We start from the raw sequence: 19,290 nt of genomic DNA, 5'->3' as shown, positions 1-19,290 counted from the left end.
AAATATTATATAATGGGAATGAGGGATTAAAGGGGAGTGCATTGATGAAAAAATTCATAGTTTCTTTGTTAATAATGATTATCGCCTTTGCAATATCGTATGAGATAACAATAGGAGAACAGGGAAATGCAGCCAAAGAAGCTTCTAAATTAAAAGGTAGTAAGTCCTTTTACAGTTCTTCTTTACTTAACAATGAAAAAGATAAAAATAGCAGTGTAGATATAACGATAAGTGCTGCAGGTGATACGACATTGGGATCTGACGAAAGCTTTGGCGATGAGTACACATTTGACTCTGAATTTAAAAAGCACAATGGAGATTACGGATATTTTACTCAAAATGTGAAAGACATCTTTAAAAGAGACGATCTGACAATAGTCAATCTGGAGGGAACATTTACAAATGCAGTAAAAGAAGCTGACAAAGAGTACAAATTCAAAGGCAATCCACTGTATGTGAATATTTTGAAAGATGGCGGAATTGATGCTGTAAATCTTGCCAATAACCATTCGTTCGATTATGGAAGACAGGGGTTTGATGATACTGTGTATACACTTAAAAAAGCGGGAGTAGGTTATTTTGGGTATGGATATAAATACATTAAAGATATAAAGGGAATAAAAATTGGTGTACTGGGATATACTGGATGGAGCTTCCCTAATGACTTAAAAGAACAGATAAAGGCGGATATATCTGATATGAAAAAACAAGTCAGCCTAGTGGTTGTATGTTTTCACTGGGGCGATGAAGGTAAGTACTATCCTAATAAGACTCAGATTGCAATAGGACATTATGCTGTGGACGAGGGCGCAGATCTTGTATTGGGTACACATCCGCACGTGATAGAAGGAATAGAAAAATACAATGGCAAGTACATAGTTTATTCTTTAGGCAATTTCGTCTTTGGTGGCAACAGAAATCCTTCAGACAAAGATGCATTCATTTTTCAACAGACTTTTACATTTGATGAAACGAAAAGTTTAATTAAATCGTCAAATATGAATTTGATACCTATATCAATATCGTCTGTAAAAGAAAGAAATGACTTTAGACCTGTGATACTAGAAGGCGGTGAAAAAGATCGCGTATTGAAAAAGATTGATGATTTATCGAGAAGTTTATAAAATAAAGGGTTCTAAATGAACCCTTTTAAATGTTATTTGGCCTATTTTTTTCATCAACAAATACTATTCTTGGCTTATACGTTTTTGCTGTTTCATCTTCCATTACAGCATACGAAATGATTATTATGATATCCCCAGGCATGCAAAGCCTTGCCGCAGCACCGTTTAAACATATAGTACCTGAATTTTCCTCTCCTTCTATGACGTATGTTTCAAACCTTGCACCATTGTTGTTATTTACAATCTGTACTTTTTCTCCAGGCAAAATATCGGCAAGGTCCATTAATTTTTTATCTATTGTGATAGAGCCCATGTAGTTTAAGTTGGCATCTGTAACAATTGCTCTGTGAATTTTTGACTTCATCATGAATCTCTGCATTATACATCCACGCTCCATAATAGATTATCAATCAATCTTGTATTTCCTATATAACATGCAATAGCAATCAATGCTTTATCGTTTATTGCCGTTAAATCTTCAAGTGTATCTGGATGAACACATGATACGTATTGAATTTTACAGAGTGGCTCACTTTCTAAAATATTCTTGACGCGACTTATTATGTTTTCTGCATTTCTTTCGCCGCTTTTAAGAATCTTTTCAGCTTCTTTTAACGATTTGTTTAAAATTAATGCAGCATGTCTTTCATCATCGCTTAAGTACACATTTCTTGAACTTAGGGCTAATCCATCTTTATCTCTGACAATAGGTGAAGCAATTATTTTAACTGGGATATTTAAATCCTCTACCATTTTTTTGATTACTGCTACCTGCTGTGCATCTTTTTGACCAAAGACTGCAATGTCTGGTGTAAAGATGTTAAAAAGCTTTGTAACTACTGTGCATACACCATCAAAATGCCCTGGTCTGTATGCGCCGCACAGTTTATTTGTGATTTTAATTACACTTACTGTAGTAAGCCTCTCATTTGGATACATCTCTTCAACTGATGGTATAAAGACGAGGTCACAGCCATTCTCTTCTAAAAGCTTAATATCTCTTTCAATGTCTCTTGGATATTTATTATAATCTTCATTTGGACCAAACTGGATTGGGTTTACAAATACGCTGGCACAAACGAAGTCAGAATTTTCCCTGGCTTTTTTTACAAGCGAAAGATGCCCTTCATGGAGGTATCCCATAGTTGGAACAAGACCGATTGTCTTACCTTGTGCTTTTTGAGCTTTTATGGCTTCTCTTACATCGCTTATCTTTTTAACGACTATCATTTTGCATCACTCTTTCTTGAAGTAAATGAGTATTCTTCAGTAGGGAATAGGCTATTCCGTACATCAGAAATATAATTGTTGACAGAATTCCTGATTATTTTATCAATATTGGCGTACTGCTTCACAAATTTTGGCTTATGACCTTGCGTCAGCCCCATCATATCGTGAAGGACAAGTATCTGACCATCGCAATAAGGACCTGCTCCAATCCCGATTGTAGGGACTGAGATAGATTCAGTAATTTCTTTTGCCAAATCCATTGGAATGCATTCCAGTACAAGAGCGCAAATACCGGCATCCTCAAGAGATTTTGCATCACTTCTCAATTTTGATGCCTTTTTATCGTCTTTGCCTTGAACCTTGTAACCTCCCAATTGATTTACAGATTGAGGTGTAAGGCCCAAGTGTCCTACTACAGGTATGCCAGCATTTACGATAGATTTTACTGTGTCAGCTACTTCAATACCTCCTTCCAATTTTACAGATTGCGCACCGCCTTCAGCCATAAGCCTTGCCGCATTCTTTAGTGCATCTTCTTTAGAGATGTTGTATGACATAAAAGGCATATCAGCTATGATAAAAGCTCTTGTCGCTGCTTTTGTAACAGCCTTTGTGTGATGAACCATATCATCCATTGTAACAGGTATCGTGCTTTCATAGCCTAATACTGCCATACCGAGGGAATCACCTACCAATATCATATCGACGCCACATTCGTCTAGTATTTTTGCAGTCGGGAAATCATATGCTGTCAAAGCAGTTATTTTCTTGCCCTCTGATTTATATTTTCTCAAAGTAGAAACAGTAACTTTATCATTCATTAAATATCTCCTCCAATTCAGTCATTTTTGCATCACCTGGATTTTTGAAAAATTTTATTGTGGCTAACCCCATAACTTTGTAAAGTTTTAAGATTTCATCGTCTTTTATATTTTCTATATGTTTTTTTATCGTATCTATGTCGTATCTAGCAATGGGACCAGATAGTGATGCGTCACATCCGCTTTCATCTATGTTTTTCAAAGTTCCGCGTATCAACGGCAAAAGCATATCTGGATACTTTTCTATTGGAAAATCAGAAGCTTTTAGCAGTTCATTGGCAGCTTTTATTAATGTCACAAGGTAATTTGATGCCACAACACATGATGCATGATATAGAGGTTTGTTTACACCATCAATCACTATTGGCTTTGCCCCTATCGCTTTGACTATATTTATTCCGGCATCTACAGCAATGTCGTCGCCTTCAACAGTAAAATAACTTTCAGGAAGCAGAGAGACTGCGGATTCTATTGACGGACATGTCTGTACAGGATGTAAAACCATTGTGTGTCCATATTCCTTTAATGGTGTTAGTACATCAATAGAAATTGAGCCGCTCAAGTGTGCGAAGATTTTATTATTTATTAAATTTTTGTACTTCAAGGTTTCTTCAACGACATGGTATATGCTGTCATCGTTTGTACTTATTATGATCACTTCTGACTCATTAATGATGTCTTCGTATTTTAAGAAAGCATTGGAATTTGTCAAAGATGATGCTTTGAGTGAAGAACTAAGATTACGGCTTAAATATCCTGAGACTTTTATTGAAGAATTTGACAATAAAATGCCGAGGCTTGTGCCAACCTTACCTGCTCCAATGAAACCGATTTTCAATTTATCACTCCCTTCCTATATGATCGGGAGATAATAAAAAAACCTTCCGTACGGAAGGCATAATACACCAATTTTTATCTCCCGTCCCGGTCATATGATCCTGGCGAGGCTTAATTTTCAAAATCTTAGTCTTGGGTATGGTTCCATTGCGGATACCATCATAAATAAAATAGCACTTTGCTTTGATAAAGTCAATAAAATTTGCTTAACGAATTCATAATTTTGATAATATCCATCCATATGGTATAATTCTATTTAAAAATAATATTATACGAAAGAGGGTATTGCATTATGGAGAATGCTTTAATAAATAGGGATGAAGCATATGCGTTATTAAAGGAGTACAATAAAAGCGAAAGCCTTATTACACATGCATTGGCTGTTGAAGCAGTTATGAGGCATTTTGCTGAGCTATTTGGTGAAGACAAGGAAAAATGGGGCATCATAGGGCTTCTTCACGATCTAGATTATGAGATGTATCCAAATGAGCACTGTAAAAAGGTAAGAGAAATATTGGAGGAACGTGGATGGCCTGAAGAGTACATTCATGCAATAGAAAGCCATGGGTGGAAGCTGTGCTCAGATGTAGAACCAGTACATAAAATGGAAAAGGTTTTGTACACAATCGATGAGCTGACTGGACTTATTACAGCTACAGCGCTTATGCGCCCCAGCAAAAGCATACTTGATTTAGAGGTTAAATCTGTAAAGAAAAAGTGGAAGCAGAAAAGTTTTGCAGCAGGAGTAAATAGAGATGTTATATCAGAAGGTGCAGAGTTATTGGGTATGGATTTAGATAAAGTGATAGAAGAAACTATCATAGGCATGAGAAATGTGGCAGATGAGATAGGTTTAAAAGGCAATCTATGATTCAAAAATTTAGAAAATTTTTATTGATTAAAATATGGTAAAGTGGTAAAATATAGTTGATTAAAACTTAACAAAATAGTCAAGGAGGAGTACTATTGAAAAAGTTTATTACTATCTTTTTAGTAGTTATGTTGGTTGCAGCCATACCAGTATTTGGCTTAGCAGCACAGACATCGTCATCATACATGACAAGACAAGAGTTTGTAAGTGATCTTGTAAAAGGATATGGAATTGATTTATCTGGACAAGATATTTCACAGTACGTGAAAAACAATCATATATTAGAAGGTGATGGAAAAGGAAATTTGATGCTTTCAGAACCTATTACGTATGAACAGATAGCGACGATATTAAGCAGATTTTATGGGCTGTCTATGATCGACGCACATCAGGTAGAAGGGTCTGAATACGTCTATGCCTTAGAAGAAGGTTTGATTCCTCAAGATGTTCCGCTGAATAGGAAGGTTACGGTGGATGAAGGGCAGCAGATATTGTCAAAGATATTCGACAATTACAGCAAAGTCAAAGATATGATAGATGATACTAAGAATACAACGGTTAAAAGTGGTAGCTTAAATGGCAATATGAAAATTAATGTTGGTTTTAACAATGATGTAGCATTGCCATTTGACACAGTTTCTGCGCAGGTATACGCTGATTTCAATTTAGATCAGGGGATCCATGAAGTAATAAGCATGACTATTCCAAATGCAGGTTCGATGAACGTAGAAGAGTACATGATGGGCGACAAGGTTTATGTAAAATCACCGGATGGTCAGTGGAGTTATATGAGTGTTCCCGGCATGTCTAACATCACGAACTTGGAGAAATTGCAGCAACAAAATAATCTCTTCAGCAAAGACGTACTTTATAGGTATGCAGGAACAAGCTATTTAAACGGCAAAACAGTAAATGTAGTATATGCATACACTAAAATTACAGATATGTCAAAAGTCGATGATTTGATAAAAGCTCTTGGGCTTGGAAACATCTTAAATGGTATGACCTACAGCGATTTAGTTGATGGGGTGTATGAAAAATGTGTCTATTATATAGACGCAAATACAAATCAGGTGAATCAGCTTGATATGATTTTAAAAATCGCTTATAAGCAAGGAGCGAAGGTCGGAGGAGTCGAGATGCCATTGAAATGGGAAATGGTCAGTGGCTCTATGGTTTACTCAAATGTTAATGAAAATGTCAATGTGGTGTTGCCTGACGATGCTAAAAACGCCAAAGAATTGACAGTTCCAGCACAAAATTAATTGTGTATGCTATAAAGACCCGGGAAACCGGGTTTTTATAGTATGTTTTCAAGGGTAAGTTTTTCATTTGACGGTATATGACTGTACAATTCTTTTAGAGTTTTTAGTTCTGCAAGACTTAAGTCTTTATTTTTGGAGTCAATGAAGCTTTTAAGCTTTGATAAGCTCATGTCTATGTCATCAATTTCTCTGTGTTCAATTAAAATTGCCCATTTGCTGTTTACTTTGCCCCACGTTTTTTCTAAATCATTGACATATGATTTAGCACTGCTCCATTTTTCACTTTCTATATCTTTCTCTATGGCTTCAAGCTTTTTTTCTATACTGCTAGATGAAACATATAAGTAATTGTAAGAAGTTATATCGACAAATATTATCAGCATTGTTATTGTTACAATCAAAGGAACTACATATTTCATCAATGTCACTCCTTTTTATATACCGTCAATATGTTATTTGGATCAAGGGATGCCAGTATTATATTCTCTATGTTATTTACGTTCCACATCTTTAATTGATCGTTGAGCCATTTCATATCTACATTTGCCATTTCCATATTTTTGTGTATGATTTTTCCGTCAATTATGATTGGAAGAGGCAGACCTTCATATTGAGGCGTCAGATTTAAGTCATTTGGCGTTACAGGTCTTTTGTCTACTTTGGGTATTACGCTTAAACAGCCATTTGTCTCTAAAATTGCGTATTCAACGTCAGCAATATTTGGATAGCCCATAACTCGCAGTTCTTCCAAGAGGTCATTGATGTTGTACCTTTCTTTTTGAAGCTCCTTTGTCAAAATTTTACCTTTATCTATTAAAACTGTAGGTTTACCACAAATCATTTCCCGACCACGAAGGCTTTTCATTGAAATATACGACAAAAAAAGCTGTGATATAAGTAGAGTTAAAATAGGTATGATACCAGTCAAAAGCGGTATGCCTTTGTTTTGCATCGGTACGGCAACTAGATCTGCTATCATTATCGCTACCACTAATTCATATGGCTGCAGCTGCCCAATTTGCTGTTTTCCCATTATTCTCATGACAACTACTACCAAAAAATAAAGGATTAGCGTGCGAAAAAATATTATAAGCATAATCCCATCCTTCCTTTTAATGTGTCATAAATATATTTTGAGAGTATTATCATAAAATATACGTTGTAGAAAAGATCGTTAAATAAAAAATTAAAATGTAAAATTTTCAGTGTTAACGTTTTATGTTAGATTATGATATAGTATGTAAATTTACAAACTGTTATAATATAGTATAGAAAAATAAATATAGGGGTTGAAATATATGTGTAAATTATTTGTAACAGATGCGGATGGTAGCCTTTTAGATAGCAATAATAAAATATCTGAAGCAAATATTAATGCTATAAACGAGTTAAGATCAAAGGGGATCATTTACACAATTGCCACAGGTAGGATGTTTTCATCAATATTACCATATGCTTTAGAGCTTAAAGTGAATGCACCTGTCATATGTTTCAATGGAGCACTTATAAAAGATGCCTACACTAAAAAAGTGTACTATTATAATCCAATACAGTCTGAGGATGCTATTAAGGCCATCAATATATTAAAGGATAGTGGCTATCAGGTAAATCTCTATATTGATGACAGGTTAGTTGTAGAAGAGATTAACGAAAAAGTAGAATGGTATTTGTCTTTTAATAGGGTCGAAGTAGATGCTGTTGGTGATCTTGCTGAATACATCAGAAAAACTGGCAAAGGCACTGCAAAAATATATGCTATAGGCGACATAAAAAATCCTGCCCCTGTAGAACCTGAGGTTTATGATGAGTTATCAAAAATAGTTTTAGTATCCACATCAGGAGGCGGTCATCTGGAAATAAATGCAAAAGGAGTTAGCAAAGGCAATGCATTAAAGACACTGGCAAATATGTACAATATAAAAAGAGATCTTGTTGCAGCTGTTGGTGATAATCTAAATGATTTATCTATGATAGAATATGCTGGATTTGGCATTGCGATGGCAAATGCACCGGAACTTGTCAAAATAAAGGCAGATTTTGTTACAAAGTCAAATAATGATGATGGTGTTGCTTTTGCGATAAACAAAATTTTTGCAAGGCAACAAAGTTTGGCTGTGTAGAATATCAGAAAACCACCTTTTGCATATAATATATTAGGTTTTATAGTGCCGGAGGTGGTTTTTGTGGAGCAGCTGATTTTAAAACTTAGCATTCTTGTAGTTTTAGTTGTAGGCATTATATACATGGCCATGTCGTTTATTCCAATACTTGTTTTAAAAGACTCTAAGAAAGATGAAGATGGAGATGAAGACAAATGATCTTCGTCTTTTTTTGTTGATTTATGAAAAACAATGTAAATTTTTGCGAAAATCTATTGACAAATTTTCATTTAAAAAGTAAAATATCCATAAGGTATGAGAAAACGATAACTTAGAGGTGGTTAATAGTGAATGCTACAATTAAAGATGTAGCTAGAGAAGCAAAAGTTTCTATAGCTACAGTATCCAGGGTTTTAAATAATAGTGCTGTTGTTACTGATGAGACAAAACAAAGAGTATTGGATGCTATAAAAAAGACTGGCTATAAGCCGAATGCTCTCGCTAGAAGTTTAAAGATTCAAAAGACTCATACTATAGGGCTTATCGTACCAGATATATCAAGTCCTTTTTATCCTGAAGTCGTACGAGGGATTGAGGACATTGCTAGCATGTATTCCTACAATATATTTTTATGCAATACAGACCAAAAAGAAGATAAAGAGATGAATTATATAGAGATTTTAAGCGAAAAACAGGTTGATGGTATCATATATATGGGGGACATCATAAGAGAGTCTGTGAAGCAGCAGCTTCATGATATAGGGATACCGATAGTTTTAGCTGGTACAGAAGATGCTGAGTCCGAGTTTCCTAATGTCAATATAGATAATAAAAAAGCTTCATACGATGCCGTCAAGTATTTATTGTCTTTGGGGCACAAAAAAATAGGCATGATATCTGGTCCTTTTGATGATCCTATTGGAGGCGTTCAGAGGACAAATGGATATAAAGAGGCGCTATCAGAGGCAAAAATAAGATTTAAACCTTCTCTTGTAGTAGAGGGTAACTTCAAAGCAAGGCAAGCATACCTTGCGATGCTTAAATTGTTGGAAAACAATGTTGATGCAGTATTTGCTGCTTCAGATGAAATGGCTGCTGCCGCAATAAATGCTATATTTGATTCGGGTTTCAGCGTTCCAGAAGATATTCATGTTATCGGTTTTGACAACACATATCTATCTTATATGTTTAGGCCTACGATAACTACAATTCAAAGGCCAGCATACGATATAGGTGCCGTTAGCATGAGGCTTATGACGAAACTTCTTGCGAAAGAACCAATAGATGACATGCATGTTATTTTGCCTCATCAGCTTATTGTTAGGGAATCTACAGGATATGGTGAAGAAAAAAAATAGCCACTTAAGCTATTTTTTTTCATAAACTATTTTTCCGCCAACGATGGTCTTTTTAATGTCTATATCATCATCAAAAATTATTATATCCGCATCATATCCTTCTTTTATAAGGCCTTTTCTGTCCTGTACTCCTATGACTTTTGCACTGTTATATGATGCAAGTGCAACTGATTCGTAAAGTGATAAATCAGTATTTGTTAAAATATTTTTTACAGCTTTATCTAATGTAAGTGTGCTTCCTGCAAGAACACCGCTTTTTAATCTGGCAGCGCCGCTCTTTACATAGACGTCCTGACCACCCAACTGATATACTCCATCGCTTAAATTTGCAGCCATCATTGCATCTGTTATGAGATTTGTGTTGTCTTTGCCTTTTAGCTTCAAAAGTGTCCTTATGGCTGGGAATACAGAATGTATGCCGTCTGCGATTAATTCGGCGCTTATATCAAGGTCGAAGATCGCTCCTAAAGTTCCTACTTCACGATGATGGAAACCTCTCATTGCGTTAAAGACGTGTGTCGCATGAGTTATGCCTGCTTTAAACCCGGCAACTACTTCATCATAAGTAGAATCGGTATGCCCAACTGACACAATTATGCCTTTTTCTTTTAAGAACTTTATTAGCTCCAGTGAGCCATCTATTTCTGGTGCAATTGTAACAAGTTTGACTATATCTATATAGTCGCCCCCTAGTTCAAAGAAATTATCTATTGTAGGTTTAAGTATGAATTTTTCATCCTGTGCGCCCTTTTGCTTCGGGTTTATGAAAGGTCCTTCCATGTGAATACCTAAAATTTCGGCGCCTTCAACACGATTTTTATTTTCATATACATTTTTAATGGCATTTTTTATTTTGTTTTTATCTTCTGTCATTGTAGTAGGTAAAAATGACGTAGTACCGCGCTTTGCAATAGACTTTGAGATAGCGTTTATTGCATCAAAAGTTCCATCCATCGTATCAAAGCCTGCAGATCCATGGATATGTATGTCTATGAATCCAGGTGATACGTAATTGCCATCTGCATCAATTACATTGTCGCCAGAAAGTCCTTTTCCTATTGCAGCAATTTTATTATCTTCAATTAATAAGTCTTTGCCATCTACGATATTGTTGTCAAGGAGTAACCTTCCATTAATAATTAATGTGCTCATATTATCACCTCAATTAAATTGTAGACTTATTTAAACGTAAAATCAATTAACTTTATACATATATACTATTTTTGCATAGAATATGATATACTAAAAAAAGGAGGTATTCAATATGGAAAACATTTTAATTATTGATGATGAAGAGATGCTTGTCAAAGGTTTGAGGTTGTCTCTTATTCAAGAGGGCTATTCCGTTGATTATGCGTATGACGGAGAAGAAGGATTGGAAAAAATCAAAAGTGGCAATTTTGACCTTGTGATACTTGATTTAATGCTGCCTAAAATAGATGGTCTTACTCTCTGCAAGGAAGTAAGGTCATTTTCAAATATACCTATAATAATGCTTACTGCCAAAGGCGAAGATGTAGATAAAATTGTAGGAATAGAGATGGGAGCTGATGATTATCTGGCAAAACCGTTCAATACTAGAGAACTCATAGCCAGAATCAGGGCTTTGTTCAGAAGAACAACATCACCTTTTGTTAAAAAACATGATATCATAAAGATAGGCGATATAACCATCAACATTCCAGACAAGATTGTGCAGAAAAATGGTAAGGAAATCGATCTTACAAATAAAGAATTTGATTTATTAGTTTTACTGGCTTCAAATCCTGGAAAATTGTATTCAAAAGACAAATTGATGGATCTGATATGGGGATTTGACTTTTATGGTGATACAAATACGGTAAATGTCCATATAAGAAAGCTTAGAGAAAAAATAGAGGATGATCCAGCAAATCCAAAACATATTTTTACAAAGTGGGGTTCAGGTTACTACATGAAATAAGGTGATAAATTGAGTATAAGATGGAAGATTTTTTCTGTTTATTTTATTATTCTTATTATTTCACTAGCATCGACAGGTATTTATCTTTTTAATAATATTTATGAAAGCTATCTTTCAAATGAAAGAGTTACTAATTTGACGCAGGCCAACATGATTGCTAATTTGGTTTCAAAATTTATAGGCGTTTCATCGTACTTGATTGAGCCGACTATTGTGGACTATTCCAACCAGATAAATTCAAGGATCCTTTTTACTGATGTAAAAGGAAAGGTAATCGTGGATTCGGCAGGCAATGGAGAAATGGAAGGTGAAGATATAAATAACTACAGCGATGTAAAATCTGCTCTCAAGGGTTCTGGATCTACGAGTATTCATTATATTACAGGTTCTGGCTGGACCATGTATTCGGCAGTTCCTGTGACTATAAAAAACGAAATTGTAGGTAGTATTTTATTGTCTACTTCAATTGATGATGTCATGAATTTTTTGTACTCCATAAAAATGAGGATGATTTACACTTTTACGGCTATAGGTTCTATTGTAAGCATACTAAGCCTAATTGTTGCGGCTTTTATTACAAAGCCTTTAAAAAGGCTTACTGATGCTACTAAAGTAATATCAGAAGGAAAATTTGATTACAAAGTAGAAATACGCGGAAATGATGAGATTGGAAAGCTTGCAGATGCATTTAATGATATGAGTACAAAGCTTATGAAGATTGATGATGAAAGGAAGCGGTTCGTATCAGATGCATCGCATGAATTAAAGACGCCGTTGGCTGCTATAAAGGCCCTTGTTGAACCACTTATATCTAGTGACAATGTGGATATATCTGTTTATAAAGAGTTTTTAAAGGATATAAATTCAGAAGTAGATAGAATGACTAGGCTTGTAAATGAATTGCTGGTCTTAGCTAGAATTGATAAAATTCATTCAATAGAAAACAAAACGGAAAATATTGGTGAGATAGCTTACAATGTTGTAGAAAATCTTGAAGCAATTGCAAGGCAAAAGGGTGTTTCTTTAATATTTGAAAGTGATAAAAATATTTTTGCTGACGTAGATGCAGATAGATTTTACAGAATGATATACAATGTAGTGGAAAATGGCATAAAATATACTCCAAGCGGTGGTACTGTGAAACTAAATCTGGATTCTGATGATAAAAATGTCTACATAACCATATCAGATACAGGAATAGGCATAAGTCAAGAAACACTCCCTAAGGTGTTTGAGAGGTTTTCAAGAGGAGATACTGCAAGATCGCAAAAAACTGGTGGCTTTGGTCTTGGATTGGCTATTGTAAAAGAGATTGTAGACCTTCACAAAGGACATATTGATGTTAAAAGTACTGTTGGGGAAGGTACTGAATTTTACATAACAATACCTGTTAAAAATGTTTAAATGATGGCATTGATTATTTATTAAAATTTAAGAAATTTTAAGATTCTGTTAATACAGCTGTAATAAAAATGCTGTATCATATAATTGAGGAGGGGATTAACAATGAAAAAGGCGTTTCTTATTATGATATTAGTCGTGGCAATTTCGTTAACAGGATGCTTTAACAAACCAAAAAATAAAACGGAACAAAATGCCCCTATAAGTCCGAAATCTACCGTGCAAGCCGTGAAAGAAGTTTCATTGTATTTTCTGAATAGCAAAATGTCGGGATTGAATATGGATATAAGAAGTGTATCGGAAAATGCCGATTTATTGAAACAAGTTATATCTGAATTGATGAAAGGACCTTCTGACCAGTATTCAAAGCCAATTATTCCGGATAATACTAAACTTTTGTCTGTTCAGTTGAAGGATACAACTGCTTATGTAAACTTTTCTAAAGATTATATGTCAGCAACAGATATTAATGAAAGTACAGCGAAATATATGGTGGCTGCACTTGTAAATACACTGACAGGGCTGCCGAATGTTGACAGTGTTCAGATATTAGTTGAAGGGAACAAAATAGATTCATTGTACGGGTACAAAATAGGCTTAGATCCATTAAATAGAACTGTGCTAACAGGGGAAGTCTATATTGACAAAGAAAGAGTTAAAAAGCTTCAAGAGAATGCATCTCTTGGAAAGGAGTCTTGGAGGCTGGATCCAATAAAAGTCATGCAAGAGGAAGGCGGAGTTGTTGGTTTCTCACCTGATGATGATTTTTCGTTGGATTCTAAAAAAGATGGCATAGCCTTGATAAATGCCACACATGACAACAAGTCGTATATGATAACACTTATCCAACCTGAAGGCGACAAAGATGGCAATATATGGGTGATAAGTGATGTCAAAGCTAAGTTTACAAAGATACCGGAAGCAGATCCGACAAAAGGAGAGACTTTTATCTACGGTATAGTTAGAGCTATAAATTATGAAACAAGAGTCGTGACTATAGAAAGGGAATATCAAGATTCAAGTGATATAAATAATGAAGCAGGTCCGGATATTAAGGTGTTACCGAATGCTATAATTCATCGCCAAGCGAAAGTTGGGTACGACAGTCAAGGCGGATACCAATACTCCGAAACTGATATGAGCTTTTCTGACATAAAAGTAGGTGATGAGCTTGGCATGATTTTGACAAAAAATAAAGAGGCAAGAGCTATTATTGATTCTGATAAAAGTAGCATTACCAACGCTAGTACCCAAAATGCAAACATAATCGTCTTATCACCTATGAAAAATAATAGCGTATCAAGTCCTGTTAAAGTAGTAGGGAAGGCTAGAGTTTTTGAAGCAGTTGTGAATATTAGGATTTTGGATTCCAATGGAAACATCTTATCGCAGACATCTGTACAGGCAAGTGCAGGTGCACCATCGTGGGGAGATTTTGAGGCAGACATACAGTATAAACCATTATCAACTCCACAGGATGGTACACTACAGGTATTTTCATTGAGCCCAAAAGATGGCTCTGTTCAAGATCTAGTATCAATACCTTTGCATCTCAAGTAAACAGTTAGCAAAAATTAACTCTGACTCATGTCAGAGTTATTTATTATAGAAGCTTTTAAGTAAAAGGCTCTATGGATACTCATTGCGATAACTTCAGCCATTTCAAATACAAATCCAAGCCTTGTATTATGTACAGGAATAATATCAAAAGCATCTATGACGCCTATTATAGATATGTCACCAACAGCAGGAAGCACTTTTCCTACACCTTTTCCTGGATATATTGGTGATTTTTTTATTGATATTTTACCAATATTATCCTTGTCTCCAAGACAAGCGTCGACAGCTATTATATTGCTGTAAGGATGCTTTCTTTTTATATATGCAATGTTTTCTTCAAGATTTATGGCGTGTATAGGATTTTTTAATGTCCCATATACATTTATGCCATTTACCATTTTTGAAAGCATATCTCCAACAATCGGACCTAAAGAATCACCTATGCATTTGTCTGTACCTATGCACAATATTACAGAATCGAAATTTAGATGTTCTGCCAGGTATGCAGAAATAAGCTTTATAGCATCTCTATCATCATATTTTACTCGCAATTCATCCATAAAATCTTCCTCCAAAATTTGTATTAAAAGTAATGTAGAAAGAAATAATAAAATTATTCGAAGGGAGTGATTGCATGAGAAAGACCATTGCCTACAGTTTATTTATTTTCGCTGTTACGGCTGTCAGTATTATATTTATGCTTGATCTTTTTATAAAAGAACAGCCAATATTACATAATAAGGAGACCTCTGCACAGGAAAATACATATACTTTGCCTGTTGAAGAATATCAGCAAGACGACTTGCAGCTACCTGTGTTTAATAGTACGCCTTATGCATCACAGGGAAGTAATAATTTTGAAATGAAAAATGTAAATGAGAGCATAGATATTAAACAAGAAAATCCAAAAGAAAAAAATAATCAAGATAGTGACTTAAGGAATTTTAATGAAAAATCTCTTAATAAGCTTATTCAGCAAAGAGAGAGAAATTTTGAGAAAATTACAGAAAATAGTTCGATAAGAGAAAATGACAAAAGTTTAAACATGAATAGGATTGTAGTTACACCTGAGAAAATTTTAAGTGTACAAAAAGAAATAGATTTTACAACAAAGTCTAAGGCGATTAGTATATTGATGAAATTGGGGCCATCAGGCATTGGCGAGATTATGAAGATGTCTCAAAATGGGGTAACTGCCGAAGAAGGGTATAAAATGATGGATATCCTGAAAGAACACCTTTCGGAAAAAGATATAAATTTTTTAACGAAGGCTTGAAAGAAGTCTCCCATCCTCTATAGGTGGGAGATGAATTTCTATTGTTTTCCATAACATTATATGCTATAATATTATCAGGAGTAAAAAGTAAAGACAATTAGGCATAACAGCCTAAGAGTAATATTTTTGTAGGGAAGGTTCCTCCCGAAATTACGCCTATGGAGATTGTGTAAGACCTGCTGTGAATAACAGTAGGCAACGGTCTATGAAGTAGGAAGCTTCATCCTCTATAGGATGGAGTAGGTTCACAAAGCATTGTCAATAAGTATTTTGCAGAAAGTACGAATACAAAATAAAAGATGCGCTTCACAATTGAAGCACATCTTTTATTTTGTGAATAAGTCTTTATCTTGATAGTAAATATCTTTTCCATTGACCATTATTGATATATACCTTGCATCAGTAAATATATCCATTTTTCCTCCACCATAATTTGTACCATAGTTCGATATATACCTTATGTTGTCATTTAATGTTGTGTAAAAAGGAATACTACCGTTATATATTATCCACACATTTTTGCCTGTATTTTCTCTGAATTTTTGAAGGGTATCTTCAAACAACTGAGCTTCTCTTGTATCTTTAAATCCATCAGAGCCCCATACAGGTTTAGGCAAAACTATAAATAAGTTATCGCCTTTTACGTTGTTTAGCACATTTAGAAACCAGCTCCACTGGTCTTTGTTTGATGAAAGCAAGCCGCCTTTTGTGTCATCTAGCGTTATAAATGTAGAATTTCGAAAATCGTATACTCCGTATGAATCACCTGCTTTTATGTATTGAATGTTTAACGATTTTAGAACTCTGTCATTTACATCACCTGTAAAAACTATAAGAGGATAATCTTTGTTGGCTGTATCTGCAGCTTTTAATGAAATTTGAAGTCTTAAAAGTGTGTCATAATCTGTATCGCCAAATACCATAAATTTAAATGAATCGTTAGTATTGCTAACATTTATTTCTTTATTTCTGCTGTCAAGTGATACAAAATCTAATGGCTTTGGAAGTTGCGATGCGTCAAAATCTGACCCTTGTCCAACTTTTACAAGAAGATTTCCGACTTTGCCATTTATATTTGCTGATAACGCACCTGATACGTCTGCGTTGGATGCTGTAAAGACACCGTTATTTATAGTTCCTACGTTATTGTACACTGTCCAATTTATATCTCTGTCTTCTATTGGTGCCCTATATCCGTTCAAATCTTTACCTGTTACAGAAATAGATACTGTAGAACCTTTATTTATATTTAATGAGTAAGGGTTAAATCTAATGTCTGCAAGCGTATCTAATGCTTTTATTTTTAATGTGCCTGTAACATTTCCCACTCTTGCAGTGATTACGCCATCACCAGCACTTTCTGCCAAAAATTCATTTCCGTCGAATTTTCCTGCAATGCCGTTTATAGAAAATGATACGTTATTTTGATCTATCTTTACTGGCTGATAATTTTCATCGTAGCCTTTTACTGTAATTGCTCTGTGAGTGCCTACAAAGACATTTGTGTTGTCAGCTTCTAATTTTAGTGCATAAAGGTTTCCTGCTGGGGCTGTGTTAAATACACCTACGCCATTTGCAACATTTCTTTCATAGCCTGGTACGGTATTTTGAAGTTTTGCCTGACTGTCCCCTAGTTCTCTAACTGCCATTTGAGTTGAGCCACCGCCATCTAAATTCATTGCATCATACGCGCCGAGATTAATCATCAATTGAGCTAATTCTTTTTCTGTCATTCCTCTTGTGTTTGCATTGTCAACTGTTGCTATGATTACGTGCTTCTTGTCTTGTGTGTATCCTATAGCTGTTCTAGCGTAGATGCCGTCTACGTTATCAGTAAACTGCTGTGGGATAGATCCGTTTGATACAAGAATAGTTCCTCCGCTTATTGCCATTTTGAAATTGTTAAATGGAGGATCTGTAGAGATATTTTTGATTACAGTATCACCTGGTTTAAGATTTAATAAAGTCGAAGCGATATTGCCAGTGGCATCTATGGAGTATCCACCATCTGGGATTAAAGCAGGACCTTTACCTTGCCTTACATCCATGACTTTGTTATCGCTGCCTACGATGACTTCAACTAAGTCCTTATAGTTATTGCTGACACCAGGCGTATTTGAATTCCAATCTTTTGTAAAGATTACACATGATGTGCCATTGCTTAACGAACCAATATTGTTTAATGCACTTATGGGGATTTGACTTCCATCTGGAAGTGTTATATTTAATGAAGTACTTTTCCAATAGCCTATAGATGGATTGTTGTATTTATCAATTGCAAACGTAGCGTAGTTTCCTTTGTAATAAGGAACAGTCAAAAGGTTTCCATTCTTAACTGATGCACCTATAATAAATCCCTGCTTGGTATCAAAAAAATCACCATTTACTGCTGCTATTGCACCATTTCCGTTTGCCATGTCTTCAACATTCATCCTGTCTTTAAAACCTGATGGATTGAAGATGGTTGATATGGATGTATTGCTGTCATTTAGGTCAATGTAAAGAACATTGACATTTATAAAACCATCTGTAGTGAAATATGTAATATTTTTTTGTGTAACTCCTTTACTGAGTACTTGCTGGTTCTCATTTGTAGTGATTACAGAATACGCATTGGCAGAAATGCTCTGCATAATAACAGATGAAAATATGAGTAGTGAGACTAAACTTAAACTTATCAGCTTTCGGCAGTTCAATGAAATCCCTCCTAAAAAAATATACATTCTTTAGTAATTTATAATTATGGAAAATTTATCAATGCTCACAAATTTCGCTTATCATATATGTCAGCGATTCATTTCGCTTGTTTGGCTGACGCCGTTTATGCATTGTGATGGCTTTCGCTTTCGCTCATACGCCAAACTGCGCTACATTCATCGTGACATATTAGGAAAGCTCCATTAATCGTTCGCCTATGATAAATTTTCCATTAATATATAACATAATTTTACCTTCTATATATTACAGCCATGTTACAATTTGATAAATAAATAATAAAAACTGATATTATTATTGCCATTTTTGAGTATAATAATGATGTCATAGCAATAACGAGTATAATTGAAAAATATCAAAAAATAGCGAGTTATTTATCAAAAATCGCCCAAAATGGAGAATAATAAATCTTGTATAATTATTTGATTTCTACTATAATCAAATATGTCGCAAGACGCCGGGGTGTAGCGCAGTTGGTAGCGCACGTGCTTTGGGAGCATGGGGTCGGGGGTTCGAGTCCCTCCACCCCGACCATAATTTGGTCGTATAGCTCAGCTGGGAGAGCACCTGCCTTACAAGCAGGGGGTCATAGGTTCGAGCCCTATTGCGACCACCATTTTTATTAAGTCGATAGAGGATAATTTTATTGGTTTAGAATATAATATTAGGTGATTGTGAAACTATGAGACGAAAATTTACAGCTAGCAATCAATAGAGGAAGATATAGGAAAGATACAGTATACCAGAGAGTACATTTAATCAAGAAAGGTCTGAATTTTATTGATGAACAT

General features: G+C 34.9%; 19 protein-coding genes and 2 tRNA genes. 12 read left to right on the top strand and 9 right to left on the bottom strand.

Annotation, left to right across the window (positions count from 1 at the left end; translation table 11 throughout):
- Positions 1 to 44: 44 nt before the first annotated feature.
- The gene (locus TTHE_RS11105; protein WP_013298665.1) at positions 45 to 1,124 is read left to right on the top strand and encodes a CapA family protein; all 1,080 of its coding nucleotides are present in this window, start codon (positions 45 to 47) and stop codon (positions 1,122 to 1,124) included.
- Between the two features lie 25 nt (positions 1,125 to 1,149).
- Here TTHE_RS11105 and panD read toward each other — a convergent pair whose 3' ends face one another.
- The 4 genes from panD to TTHE_RS11085 are packed head-to-tail and all read right to left on the bottom strand — an operon-like array spanning position 1,150 to position 4,013.
- The gene (panD, locus tag TTHE_RS11100) at positions 1,150 to 1,503 is read right to left on the bottom strand and encodes an aspartate 1-decarboxylase (RefSeq protein WP_013298664.1); all 354 of its coding nucleotides are present in this window, start codon (positions 1,501 to 1,503) and stop codon (positions 1,150 to 1,152) included.
- Complete coding sequence (panC, locus tag TTHE_RS11095) at positions 1,503 to 2,354, bottom strand: pantoate--beta-alanine ligase (RefSeq protein ID WP_013298663.1); 852 nt, start codon at positions 2,352 to 2,354, stop codon at positions 1,503 to 1,505. Before panC ends, panD begins: the two co-directional genes overlap by 1 nt.
- Entirely contained in the window at positions 2,351 to 3,175 is an 825-nt protein-coding gene (gene panB / locus TTHE_RS11090) for a 3-methyl-2-oxobutanoate hydroxymethyltransferase (RefSeq protein ID WP_013298662.1), read from the bottom strand. The genes panC and panB overlap by 4 nt, the downstream gene beginning before the upstream one ends.
- A complete protein-coding gene (locus TTHE_RS11085; protein WP_013298661.1) occupies positions 3,168 to 4,013 on the bottom strand; it encodes a Rossmann-like and DUF2520 domain-containing protein in 846 nt (281 codons plus the stop codon). The genes panB and TTHE_RS11085 overlap by 8 nt, the downstream gene beginning before the upstream one ends.
- Before the next feature lie 291 nt (positions 4,014 to 4,304).
- Between TTHE_RS11085 and TTHE_RS11080 the strand changes: the two genes are divergently transcribed.
- Together TTHE_RS11080 and TTHE_RS11075 are read left to right on the top strand one after the other, a co-directional pair.
- Positions 4,305 to 4,883 carry an HDIG domain-containing metalloprotein gene (locus TTHE_RS11080; RefSeq protein WP_013298660.1) on the top strand — a complete coding sequence of 193 codons (579 nt, stop codon included), beginning with the start codon at positions 4,305 to 4,307 and terminating at the stop codon, positions 4,881 to 4,883.
- Between the two features lie 95 nt (positions 4,884 to 4,978).
- On the top strand, positions 4,979 to 6,148 hold the full coding sequence (locus TTHE_RS11075) for a DUF6612 family protein (protein WP_013298659.1): 1,170 nt from the start codon (positions 4,979 to 4,981) through the stop codon (positions 6,146 to 6,148).
- Positions 6,149 to 6,183: 35 nt separating this feature from the next.
- Here TTHE_RS11075 and TTHE_RS11070 read toward each other — a convergent pair whose 3' ends face one another.
- On the bottom strand, positions 6,184 to 6,567 hold the full coding sequence (locus TTHE_RS11070) for a DUF4363 family protein (protein ID WP_013298658.1): 384 nt from the start codon (positions 6,565 to 6,567) through the stop codon (positions 6,184 to 6,186).
- Positions 6,568 to 6,572: 5 nt separating this feature from the next.
- The gene (locus TTHE_RS11065) at positions 6,573 to 7,244 is read right to left on the bottom strand and encodes a DUF421 domain-containing protein (RefSeq protein WP_013298657.1); all 672 of its coding nucleotides are present in this window, start codon (positions 7,242 to 7,244) and stop codon (positions 6,573 to 6,575) included.
- Positions 7,245 to 7,446: 202 nt separating this feature from the next.
- On the opposite strand from TTHE_RS11065, the gene TTHE_RS11060 reads away from it, so the two are divergent.
- The 3 genes from TTHE_RS11060 to TTHE_RS11055 all read left to right on the top strand — a co-directional run bounded on the left by TTHE_RS11060 (position 7,447) and on the right by TTHE_RS11055 (position 9,605).
- Positions 7,447 to 8,268 (top strand): Cof-type HAD-IIB family hydrolase, encoded by an 822-nt coding sequence (locus tag TTHE_RS11060; RefSeq protein ID WP_013298656.1) that lies wholly within the window; start codon positions 7,447 to 7,449, stop codon positions 8,266 to 8,268.
- Between the two features lie 63 nt (positions 8,269 to 8,331).
- Complete coding sequence (locus TTHE_RS14850; RefSeq protein WP_013298655.1) at positions 8,332 to 8,466, top strand: hypothetical protein; 135 nt, start codon at positions 8,332 to 8,334, stop codon at positions 8,464 to 8,466.
- A gap of 128 nt (positions 8,467 to 8,594) precedes the next feature.
- Positions 8,595 to 9,605: a LacI family DNA-binding transcriptional regulator gene (locus TTHE_RS11055; protein ID WP_013298654.1), complete on the top strand. Its 1,011-nt coding sequence runs from the start codon at positions 8,595 to 8,597 to the stop codon at positions 9,603 to 9,605.
- A 9-nt stretch (positions 9,606 to 9,614) separates the two neighbouring features.
- Here the strand turns inward: TTHE_RS11055 and nagA are convergent, their stop codons facing one another.
- Positions 9,615 to 10,757 (bottom strand): N-acetylglucosamine-6-phosphate deacetylase, encoded by a 1,143-nt coding sequence (nagA, locus tag TTHE_RS11050; protein ID WP_013298653.1) that lies wholly within the window; start codon positions 10,755 to 10,757, stop codon positions 9,615 to 9,617.
- Between the two features lie 112 nt (positions 10,758 to 10,869).
- On the opposite strand from nagA, the gene TTHE_RS11045 reads away from it, so the two are divergent.
- The 3 genes from TTHE_RS11045 to TTHE_RS11035 all read left to right on the top strand — a co-directional run bounded on the left by TTHE_RS11045 (position 10,870) and on the right by TTHE_RS11035 (position 14,508).
- On the top strand, positions 10,870 to 11,547 hold the full coding sequence (locus TTHE_RS11045) for a response regulator transcription factor (RefSeq protein WP_013298652.1): 678 nt from the start codon (positions 10,870 to 10,872) through the stop codon (positions 11,545 to 11,547).
- A 9-nt stretch (positions 11,548 to 11,556) separates the two neighbouring features.
- Positions 11,557 to 12,951 carry a sensor histidine kinase gene (locus tag TTHE_RS11040; RefSeq protein WP_013298651.1) on the top strand — a complete coding sequence of 465 codons (1,395 nt, stop codon included), beginning with the start codon at positions 11,557 to 11,559 and terminating at the stop codon, positions 12,949 to 12,951.
- 102 nt (positions 12,952 to 13,053) lie between these two features.
- On the top strand, positions 13,054 to 14,508 hold the full coding sequence (locus TTHE_RS11035) for a Gmad2 immunoglobulin-like domain-containing protein (RefSeq protein ID WP_013298650.1): 1,455 nt from the start codon (positions 13,054 to 13,056) through the stop codon (positions 14,506 to 14,508).
- A gap of 14 nt (positions 14,509 to 14,522) precedes the next feature.
- Here the strand turns inward: TTHE_RS11035 and yyaC are convergent, their stop codons facing one another.
- Positions 14,523 to 15,068 (bottom strand): spore protease YyaC, encoded by a 546-nt coding sequence (yyaC, locus tag TTHE_RS11030; RefSeq protein ID WP_013298649.1) that lies wholly within the window; start codon positions 15,066 to 15,068, stop codon positions 14,523 to 14,525.
- Positions 15,069 to 15,142: 74 nt separating this feature from the next.
- Here yyaC and TTHE_RS11025 point away from each other — a divergent pair, with 74 nt between their 5' ends.
- Complete coding sequence (locus TTHE_RS11025) at positions 15,143 to 15,784, top strand: hypothetical protein (RefSeq protein ID WP_013298648.1); 642 nt, start codon at positions 15,143 to 15,145, stop codon at positions 15,782 to 15,784.
- A 326-nt stretch (positions 15,785 to 16,110) separates the two neighbouring features.
- Here the strand turns inward: TTHE_RS11025 and TTHE_RS11020 are convergent, their stop codons facing one another.
- A complete protein-coding gene (locus TTHE_RS11020; protein WP_013298647.1) occupies positions 16,111 to 18,480 on the bottom strand; it encodes a phosphodiester glycosidase family protein in 2,370 nt (789 codons plus the stop codon).
- Between the two features lie 477 nt (positions 18,481 to 18,957).
- Here TTHE_RS11020 and TTHE_RS11015 point away from each other — a divergent pair.
- A tRNA-Pro gene (locus TTHE_RS11015) sits at positions 18,958 to 19,033 on the top strand.
- A 6-nt stretch (positions 19,034 to 19,039) separates the two neighbouring features.
- Positions 19,040 to 19,115, top strand: a tRNA-Val gene (locus TTHE_RS11010).
- Positions 19,116 to 19,290 lie beyond the last annotated feature (175 nt).

It is taken from the genome of Thermoanaerobacterium thermosaccharolyticum DSM 571 (genome assembly GCF_000145615.1).
GTDB lineage: Bacteria > Bacillota > Thermoanaerobacteria > Thermoanaerobacterales > Thermoanaerobacteraceae > Thermoanaerobacterium > Thermoanaerobacterium thermosaccharolyticum.
This window is presented reverse-complemented; position numbering and strand designations above follow the sequence as displayed.

Excerpts from the sequence above, each read along its gene's own strand:
- TTHE_RS11105 (WP_013298665.1), top strand. The coding sequence starts at position 45 with ATGAAAAAATTCATAGTTTCTTTGTTAATAATGATTATCGCCTTTGCA.
- panD (WP_013298664.1), bottom strand. The coding sequence starts at position 1,503 with ATGCAGAGATTCATGATGAAGTCAAAAATTCACAGAGCAATTGTTACA.
- panC (WP_013298663.1), bottom strand. The coding sequence starts at position 2,354 with ATGATAGTCGTTAAAAAGATAAGCGATGTAAGAGAAGCCATAAAAGCT.
- panB (WP_013298662.1), bottom strand. The coding sequence starts at position 3,175 with ATGAATGATAAAGTTACTGTTTCTACTTTGAGAAAATATAAATCAGAG.
- TTHE_RS11080 (WP_013298660.1), top strand. The coding sequence starts at position 4,305 with ATGGAGAATGCTTTAATAAATAGGGATGAAGCATATGCGTTATTAAAG.
- TTHE_RS11070 (WP_013298658.1), bottom strand. The coding sequence starts at position 6,567 with ATGAAATATGTAGTTCCTTTGATTGTAACAATAACAATGCTGATAATA.
- TTHE_RS11065 (WP_013298657.1), bottom strand. The coding sequence starts at position 7,244 with ATGCTTATAATATTTTTTCGCACGCTAATCCTTTATTTTTTGGTAGTA.
- TTHE_RS11060 (WP_013298656.1), top strand. The coding sequence starts at position 7,447 with ATGTGTAAATTATTTGTAACAGATGCGGATGGTAGCCTTTTAGATAGC.
- nagA (WP_013298653.1), bottom strand. The coding sequence starts at position 10,757 with ATGAGCACATTAATTATTAATGGAAGGTTACTCCTTGACAACAATATC.
- TTHE_RS11045 (WP_013298652.1), top strand. The coding sequence starts at position 10,870 with ATGGAAAACATTTTAATTATTGATGATGAAGAGATGCTTGTCAAAGGT.
- TTHE_RS11035 (WP_013298650.1), top strand. The coding sequence starts at position 13,054 with ATGAAAAAGGCGTTTCTTATTATGATATTAGTCGTGGCAATTTCGTTA.
- yyaC (WP_013298649.1), bottom strand. The coding sequence starts at position 15,068 with ATGGATGAATTGCGAGTAAAATATGATGATAGAGATGCTATAAAGCTT.
- TTHE_RS11025 (WP_013298648.1), top strand. The coding sequence starts at position 15,143 with ATGAGAAAGACCATTGCCTACAGTTTATTTATTTTCGCTGTTACGGCT.